The 8,286-nt window shown below is 63.9% G+C and carries 7 protein-coding genes; 4 read left to right on the forward strand and 3 right to left on the reverse strand.

From position 1 onward, the window contains the following. Positions 1-73: 73 nt before the first annotated feature. The 3 genes from ccmI to PXK01_RS01165 are packed head-to-tail and all read left to right on the forward strand — an operon-like array spanning position 74 to position 2,047. A complete protein-coding gene (ccmI, locus tag PXK01_RS01155; protein ID WP_274858513.1) occupies positions 74-1,318 on the forward strand; it encodes a c-type cytochrome biogenesis protein CcmI in 1,245 nt (414 codons plus the stop codon). Then, complete coding sequence (gene ruvX / locus PXK01_RS01160) at positions 1,315-1,788, forward strand: Holliday junction resolvase RuvX (RefSeq protein WP_274858514.1); 474 nt, start codon at positions 1,315-1,317, stop codon at positions 1,786-1,788. Before ccmI ends, ruvX begins: the two co-directional genes overlap by 4 nt. Then, a complete protein-coding gene (locus PXK01_RS01165) occupies positions 1,781-2,047 on the forward strand; it encodes a DUF1289 domain-containing protein (protein ID WP_274858517.1) in 267 nt (88 codons plus the stop codon). Before ruvX ends, PXK01_RS01165 begins: the two co-directional genes overlap by 8 nt. Here the strand turns inward: PXK01_RS01165 and dusA are convergent, their stop codons facing one another. Continuing rightward, positions 2,048-3,046: a tRNA dihydrouridine(20/20a) synthase DusA gene (dusA, locus tag PXK01_RS01170; protein WP_274858625.1), complete on the reverse strand. Its 999-nt coding sequence runs from the start codon at positions 3,044-3,046 to the stop codon at positions 2,048-2,050. It lies immediately after the preceding gene. A 210-nt stretch (positions 3,047-3,256) separates the two neighbouring features. Here dusA and PXK01_RS01175 point away from each other — a divergent pair, with 210 nt between their 5' ends. Next, the gene (locus tag PXK01_RS01175) at positions 3,257-6,061 is read left to right on the forward strand and encodes a DUF2339 domain-containing protein (RefSeq protein ID WP_274858518.1); all 2,805 of its coding nucleotides are present in this window, start codon (positions 3,257-3,259) and stop codon (positions 6,059-6,061) included. 73 nt (positions 6,062-6,134) lie between these two features. Here PXK01_RS01175 and PXK01_RS01180 read toward each other — a convergent pair whose 3' ends face one another. Further along, positions 6,135-8,045: a RiPP maturation radical SAM C-methyltransferase gene (locus tag PXK01_RS01180; protein WP_274858519.1), complete on the reverse strand. Its 1,911-nt coding sequence runs from the start codon at positions 8,043-8,045 to the stop codon at positions 6,135-6,137. A gap of 19 nt (positions 8,046-8,064) precedes the next feature. Beyond that, positions 8,065-8,259, reverse strand: a complete 195-nt coding sequence (locus tag PXK01_RS01185; RefSeq protein ID WP_274847968.1) for an MbtH family protein — start codon at positions 8,257-8,259, stop codon at positions 8,065-8,067. Positions 8,260-8,286: the final 27 nt, after the last annotated feature.

The raw sequence follows: 8,286 nt of genomic DNA on the forward strand, positions 1-8,286 counted from the left end.
AGGGTGACGCAGCAGTTAGGCCTTTTTTCGCGGGCACTGGAGATATAGATGGGGGTGAAACATCGGAGTGAGCATGGTTTTCTGGATCCTGACCGCCTTTATGGCCCTGGCCGTTGCCGGATTGATGGCATTGGTTCTGCTGCGCAGCCGCGACATGGGCGAACCGCCCGCGGCTTATGACCTGCGCGTCTATCGCCAGCAATTGCGCGACGTGGACAAGGATCTGGCGCGCGGTGTCATCAATGAAGCCGACGCGGGCCGCATCCGCACCGAGGTGTCGCGCCGCATTCTGGCTGCCGATGCGCAATTGCAAAAGGACGGCGGCGGCGCCAATCAGCCTGCGGGCCTGTCCCGCGGCATGGCGCTGATCCTGGTGCTGGCACTCTGCGGCGGCACCCTGGCGCTTTATGCCAACCTCGGCGCGCCTGGCTATGGCGATCTGGCGCTCAAGACCCGTATCGCCATGGCAGAGGAACGCGCCGAAAACCGCCCCTCTCAGGCAGAGGCCGAAGCCCAGGTGCCCCCGTTCCCGGCGCCCGAAGTGGAAGACAGCTACCGCCAACTGGTCGAACAACTGCGCCAGACCGTGGCCAAACGCCCCAATGACGCCCAGGGCCATGCGCTGCTGGCGCAGCACGAGGCGAACTTGGGCAATTTCACCGCCGCCCATCAGGCCAAGGCCCGGTTCATCGAGCTCATGTCCGGCGCGGTGGGGGCCAGCGATTTCGGCGAGTTGGCCGAGCTGATGATCATGGCCACCGGTGGCTATGTCTCCCCCGAGGCAGAGGCCGCGCTGGTCCAGACCCTGAAGCGTGACTCCGAAAACGGGGCGGCGCGTTATTACTACGGGCTGATGCAGGGTCAGCTGGACCGCCCGGACCGCGCCTATCAGATCTGGGCCGAAACCCTGCGCACCAGCGCGCCAGGTGATCCTTGGGTCGATGGCATCCAGCGCCAGATCGAGGACATGGCCTTCCGCGCCGGGGTCGAATACCAACCGATCACACCGCAGGGGAAACCACCCCTTGCCGGTGCCCTGCCCGGCCCCGATGCGGCCGACGTGGAAAATGCCGCCGCCATGAGTGATGAGGACCGCGCCGAGATGGTGCGCGGCATGGTCGCGCGGCTGTCGGACCGGCTTGCGACCGAAGGCGGCACCGTGCAGGAATGGGCTCGCCTCATCGGCGCGCTGGGGGTTCTTGGCGATACAGAACAGGCCCGCGCCATCTACCAGGAGGCGCAACAGACCTTCACGGGGGACAGCGCCGCGCTGGAGCTGATCACCGCCGCTGCCCGTCAGGCCGGGGTCGCCGAATGATCCATGAGAGTTTCGAAGATTTCGCCGCCGCCCTGCCCGGGTTTACGGCCCTGATCGGACTGGATCTGGGGGACAAGACCATCGGCGTTGCGGTTTCCGATCGCATCGGCGCGGTTGCCACCCCGCTGGAAACCGTGCGGCGCAAGAAATTCACCCTCGACAGCGCGCGGCTCCTGGAGATCATCAAGGACCGCGATGTGGGCGGTATCCTCTTGGGCCTGCCCCGCAACATGGACGGCAGTGAAGGACCGCGCTGCCAATCCACCCGCGCCTTTGCCCGCAACATGGCCCGGCTGACCGATCTGCCCATCGGGTTCTGGGACGAACGCCTCAGCACGGTTGCCGCCGAAAAGGCGCTGCTCGAGGCGGATACGTCTCGCAAACGCCGTTCCGAGGTGATCGATCACGTGGCAGCCTCCTATATCCTGCAGGGAGCGCTGGACCGCATGAGGCATTTGAACAATGGCTGACCACCCCACGGACAAGATCTGGATGCGGCAGGAAATCCAGTCGCCCTGCGTCAAACTCTGCGTGGTCCACCCGGAGGCCCGCATCTGCACCGGCTGCTATCGCTCCATCGATGAAATCACCCGCTGGTCGAAGATGTCACCCGAGGCACGCGCCACAGTGATGGAAGAGCTGCCGGACCGCGCCTCTCTTCTCAAGAAACGCCGCGGAGGGCGCGCGGCCCGGATACAGCAAAACGCGCAGAAAAACACACAGAGCTGATCAGGCCGCAGAGCGATCCGAAACCTGCGCTAGGGCCTCCAGCACCAGGTCCGGCCCGGCCCCGGGGCGGTTGGCGCCTTCCGACAGGATGCGCCGCCAGGCGCGCGCGCCGGGACGCCCGGCAAACAGCCCCAGCATGTGACGGGTGATCTGGTGCAGCCGTGCACCGGCACTCAGATGAGATTCGATATAGGGCAGCATCCGGTGGACCACCGCCACCGGATCGCGCGTCTCTCCACAGCCATAGATCACCGGGTCGGCGGCAGACAGGATATCGGCAGGCTGATGATAGGCGGCACGGCCGATCATCACACCATCCAACCCCTGATCCAGATGCGCCTTTGCGGCCTCCAGCGAGGCAATACCGCCATTGATCGAGATATGCAGATCCGGGAATTCTGCCTTCATCCGGTGCACCAGATCGTAATCCAACGGCGGGATATCGCGATTTTCCTTGGGCGACAGCCCCTGCAGCCAGGCCTTGCGCGCATGCACCGTCACCCGCTGGCAACCCGCCGCGCGGATCTTTTCCAGAAAACCGGGCAGCACCTCTTCGGGTTGCTGATCGTCCACCCCGATACGGCATTTGACGGTAACTTCAACCGCGACCGCCTCTGCCATGGCCGCCACGCAGTCGGCCACCAGCTCCGGCGTCTTCATCAGCACCGCGCCAAAGGCCCCCGATTGCACCCGGTCGCTGGGACAGCCGCAGTTGAGGTTGATCTCATCATAGCCAGCCTCGGCCCCCAGCCGCGCAGCCTCGGCCAACTCCCCCGGTTCGGATCCGCCCAATTGCAGGGCCACCGGATGTTCCTCGGGGCTGTGATCCAGCAGATGCAACGCCCCCCCGCGCACCAGCGCCGGGGCCGTTACCATTTCCGTATATAGAAGGGTCTCCTGGCTCAGCAGGCGATGCAGGTAGCGACAATGGCGATCGGTCCAGTCCATCATCGGTGCGACACTAAGGCGTGCGTGCCGTCTCAGGTCGTTTCTCGCAATGTCAGACACTTGGCGCACCTCGTTGCTTCCCCGGTTGTTTCCCCGCCCCTCCAATAGCATGCAGAAGCTGACAAGCAGAGGCCAAAACACCGCTTGCGCAGGATGTGCAAGAGCAAATCCGCGCGGCACGGTCTTGGCGGCAAGAGCATACCGATTTGGCCGCCCAGCAGAGCTATTGCCTGCAAGCGCATGAGGTGAAAGGGTGTCTTCATGACTGTATTTCCTTTGATCATTCTCCTTATCATTGTTTTCATTATCGCGGCCCCGATCTATCTGCGTATTTTGCTACGCAAACAAGAAGACCGACTGGACGCGCTGGAACGTCGGCTCTCAGAGGCGCTTGACGAACTCGCACTTGGAACAGGCAGCCCACCCGCCAGGATGCAGCCAGACACAGAACAGACCGTGGTCAAGCCTGCTGCCGATCACATCGACGCTGCGACAGAAGACGCCGAAATGTCGGACCAGCAGGAACAGAGGCGCGAGGCCGTGCCTGCCGCAGAGGCACAGTCCGAAGGTCCAGCAGCAGAAGAAACTTCTCGGACACCGGCAGGTGGCAATACGCCTTGGGGCATCACCCGGTCACAGCCCCCCGAAGACCCCGTGGATGTTCCTGGCCGCAGCCTGGAGGAAACCCTGGCCTCGCAATGGCTAATCTGGGTGGGGGCCATCGCTGTTGCGCTCAGCGCGGTGTTCCTGTTCCGCTATGCGGTCGATCAGGGCTGGCTGACGCCGATGACACGGGTGATCCTGGGCCTGCTGCTCGGGGGGGCATTGCTGGCGGCTGGCGAATGGGCCATGCGCAATCCGGTCAAGGCGGTAGAGCGGGCGGTGAACCCGGATTACGTGCCCCCGGCCCTGTCCGGATCGGGCATCTTTGCGGTGTTTGTGTCGCTATATGCGGCCCATGGCATTTTCGGACTGCTGACGCCGACCACCGGCTTTGTCGCCCTGGCGCTGACCTCCTATGCCGCTTTGCTGCTCTCCCTGCGCCAGGGAGCTTTTGTGGCGCTGCTGGGGCTAGTTGCCGGGTATCTGGTGCCCGCCCTCGTGGATACGCCGGTACCGCAGGCGATGCCGCTGTTTCTCTACCTCTTTGTGCTGACTGCTGGATGCCTACTGGTGATGGTCTGGCGCAAATGGTGGTGGTTTTCTTACCTGGCCTTGACCGGTGCCCTTGTGTGGCCGGTTCTGTGGCTGGAGGGCAGCTGGACACTTGGAGATCAGGGCGTGTTGAGCAGCTATGCCCTTGGCCTGGCGCTGCTGTTTGCGCTGCTCTCGACCGGACTGCCGATCAAACGGCCCGAAACGCCCCTGTGGCGATGGGCGGTCAAGATGCTGGCCGATACATCCGGGCTTGGCTTTGCGCTATCAGGTCTGCTGCTATTAGCTGTTGCGGCAGCGACTGGCTTCAACGGGGCGGGTTTTGCCTTCATCGGTGCCTACGGGGCGGCCGCGCTCCTGATGGCGACACGCCGCGCGGCGCTGGAAAGCCTGTTGCTGGCCTCGGCCACCATCACCCTGGCGGCGGTCCTGCTCTGGCCGACACCAGTGGAGGTGACCCCGGCCATCGCCGCACAGGATCTGCCGGATCGCGGCTTCGGCCCCTTCCTGGTCCCGCCTGAGTACCGGGTCTATGCCCATGCCTTGTGGACCTTTGCCGCGCTGTTTGGAGTTGGCGGATTTATCGGCATGCGCTGGGGGCGCAGCAAGGCCGTCTGGGCCGGGATTGCCAACCTGATGCCACTGCTGTTCTTCGTGATCGGCTATTGGCGGATCGGCGGGCTGGAGACCGATGTCGCCTGGGCCCTGATTGGCGGCGCCCTTGCCCTCCTGGCCGTGGCCGCTGCCGTGCGAACGGGGCGATGGGTGGATCATGGCCCCGGCAGCGACCTTGCCACGGCCCTTTTTGCGGCAGGTGCCACCGCAGCGCTGGCGCTGGCCTTTACCTGCCTGCTGCGAGAGGCCTGGCTCACTGTCGCGCTGGGTTTTGAAACGCTGGCGCTGGCCTGGATCTGGTCGCGCGTGCGCCTGCAGCCCCTTCGCACAATCGCCGCGCTGGTCACCCTGGTGGTGATCGCCCGACTGGCGCTGAACCCGATGATCCTGGACTATGAGGGCGATGTCTTCGGTCTCTTTGGCTGGGTGATCTACGGCTATGGGCTGCCGGCGGTGGCCAGTCTTGTGGCCGCGCGCCTCTTTGGCGGCAGCCCCACGGATCCGACCCGCACCCTGTGCGAGATCGCGGCCGCAGGCTTTGCCTTCCTGATGGTCGCGCTGCAGTTCAAGCTCTGGACCTCGGGGGATCTGTCCCCGGCAAACTGGGCCCTGTTCGACCAGTCGGTACAGGTGATCTGGTGGCTGGTGGCCGCCGGTCTGCTGCTTTTTGAAGCCCGGCGCGGACAGCGGCGCTGGCCCTATCCGGCGGGCATGGGGCTGTTACTGCTTGCGCTGGTCACGATCTTCTTTGGCGCGGTCCTCAGCCTGTCGCCGCTGCTCACCGGTGAGCCGGTCGGACGCCTGCCGTTGCTGAACCTTCTGGCGCTGGCCTATCTGGTCCCGGCCATTCTTCTGCTGGTGATTGGCCGCAGCAGCCAGTTTCGGGTGACCGATAGATTGCGACGGCTTCTTCCCGGGGCAGCCGGGGGGCTGCTGTTCCTCTACATCACCCTGGAAACCCGGCGCGCCTTCTGGGGGTCGGTGATTGCCCTGAGCGACACGACACAGCCCAGCAATCTGGAATTCTATGCCTATTCCGCCGTCTGGATCCTCTTTGCCCTGTGCCTGTTGGCAATCGGCATCCTGCGGGTGTCGGTCCCGCTGCGCTATGCCTCCCTGGCGGTTCTGCTGATCACCGTGGCGAAGGTCTTCCTTTTCGACATGTCCGACCTGACCGGGCTGTTCCGGGTCGCTTCCTTCCTAGGGCTGGGCCTGGCCTTGATCGGGATCGGCCGCATCTACCAGCGATACGTCTTCCGTCCCGAACAAACTGGCCCCGAGGATGAGACCGCGTGACCGGTTGAGGGTAGGAACCGGCCTGCACTGGACAGAGCCATCACAGGCGCACCCTCAAGATCGGTGGTCTAGGTCAAACCCGGGCCAGCGTTATCGTCGGCGGTTGGGGCGTTCCCCTGTTCCCACGTGCGACCTCCTGGGCGCGGATGCGGCGCGCTGCGGCGCGTGGATCCGGCGCCACTGCCAGGGAGAGGTAGCGGTCCCCCTCGCGGTAGATCAGCTTGCGCTCCACCAGGCTGCAAAGGGTGCTGCGCAAATCCTCCTGCTCTGCAAAGAACCCGGCACGTCGCAATTCGGCCAGGTGGCGGATCTGGCAACACCAGAGATAAAGATCCCGCTCGGCCCCCTGCAGACGATGCTGACGGGGTTTGCGGCCGCGCTGATCCTCGATCACCAGGCTGCGGCCAAGGTCATGATATTGCAGGAAAGGGCGCTCGCCAATCCGACCTTCGGACACCTCTCGCCAGGTTTCCAACGTCTGCACCAAACCGCTCCAATCGGGGCCCTCTTGCCGCTCGTCCCAGCTCAGTTGGTAGAGACACAGGCCCGCGTTGATCTCATTGGGCAACAGCGTGGCGTAATAATCGTCATTGCGCACGTTGTAGATGCCATGCGCCGCGCGCTGCTGGTCGGCGCCTGACCCAAGGTGCAGCTGGAACACCGCCAGGAACAGCGTCTGATAGGCATAGGCGTAGTCGGCAATGATCCGGCGGTTGTCATCCACTTCTTCCTGGGTGGTACCGGGATAGCCCACCAGCAGATTGCCGTAGTTCACGATCTCCAGCTCAAAGAAGGTCTTCATGGCCTGAAGGTTATGGATCACCGTGGTGCTTTTATTGAGACGTTTGAGATAGGCGTTGCTGAAGCCTTCGATCCCCAATTGCGCGGTCTCCAACCCGGCATCATGCATGCGCAGGATCTCATAAGGGGTGACCGTCGCGCGAAAGGGAATGGCAAAGCGAAAGCTGCCCGGCGCGCCCTCGATGGCATCGGCAAAGGCACGCATCTTGGGACCGGGCAGATCGTTGTCCATGAAATAGAACCAGGCCACGCCATAGCGATCTGCAAGTGCGGCCAGTTCGTCCCGGATGCGCTGAGGCGATTTGAACCGGTAGCCAGCCCATTCCGCCGGCACCGAGCAGAAGCTGCATTTGTGCACGCAGCCCCGGCTGGCTTCCACCGCGATGGCCTTGGCCCATTGCGGCGCGCTGCGGATCAGGGGATGCGCGTAGTAGCTGTCGTATTCCGGCACCGGCAGGCTGTCGAGATCTGGCAGTTGCGTGAACCGGCCCGGTTTCCCGCCGGTTTGCCGTGACAGAACACCCGGGATGTCTGCGATCCTTCCCTGCTGCAGCCCCCGCAAAAGCGCCAGCAGCGCCGCTTCACCTTCACCCTGGACGATGAAATCAACCTCTTCAAAACTGGCCAGGATCGTCGGCCCCATCTTCGCACCCACGTTGGTGCCACCCAGGATCACCACTGCGCCCGGAAACCGGGACTTCAACAGCCGCGCAAAGTATAGGCTGGAAAACAACTGCGTATAGGTGGTCGTCAACCCCACCACGGGCGCCCTGCCCCGCGGTGCCCACAGCGCCTGCAGACGGTCCAGAACCTGCATTAGGGTCCGCTCCAACGCAGCCCCGATATGATCAAAGGCCTGGTCAAGCGGCACCGGCAGATCCTGCAAAGCCGCCGCCACATTGGGCATCCAGCCCACCGCGTCCAGAAAATGCACCCTTGCCGCCTCTGCTCGCTCGGGAAACAGCCGCCCCGTGAAGAAACAATCGCCCAGGCAGTTCTTCTCCGCCTCTACCGCGATCGCCTCGTAAGGCGCCATTCCGACGGTCTCGGCCCCGTCCAGAAATGCGGGGAGAAGATCGACGTTCCAGCCCGGTTCCTCTTGCCGCAGATAGGCTGCGAGGCTGCCGATATCGATGGGCGGCACCCGGACCGAGCGCCAGGGCAGCGAGATCAGGCTCAGCATGGCCCGGCTGCCGGACGGGTCATGTCATCGCCTCCCGCAGGCTCTTGGGCCGCATGTCGGTCCAGACCTCCTCGATATGATCCAGACAGGCCTCCCGGCTGCCCGGCTCCCCCACCTGCTGCCAACCTGCGGGCAGCTCACGCTCGGCGGGCCAGATCGAATACTGTTCCTCGTCGTTCACGACCACAAGGTAGGTTTCAAATGGATCGGACATGGTGTTTCTCCTTTGGAAATTAAAGAA

Origin of the sequence: Phaeobacter sp. PT47_59, from assembly GCF_028890025.1 — a bacterium.
Taxonomy (GTDB): Bacteria; Pseudomonadota; Alphaproteobacteria; order Rhodobacterales; family Rhodobacteraceae; genus Phycobacter.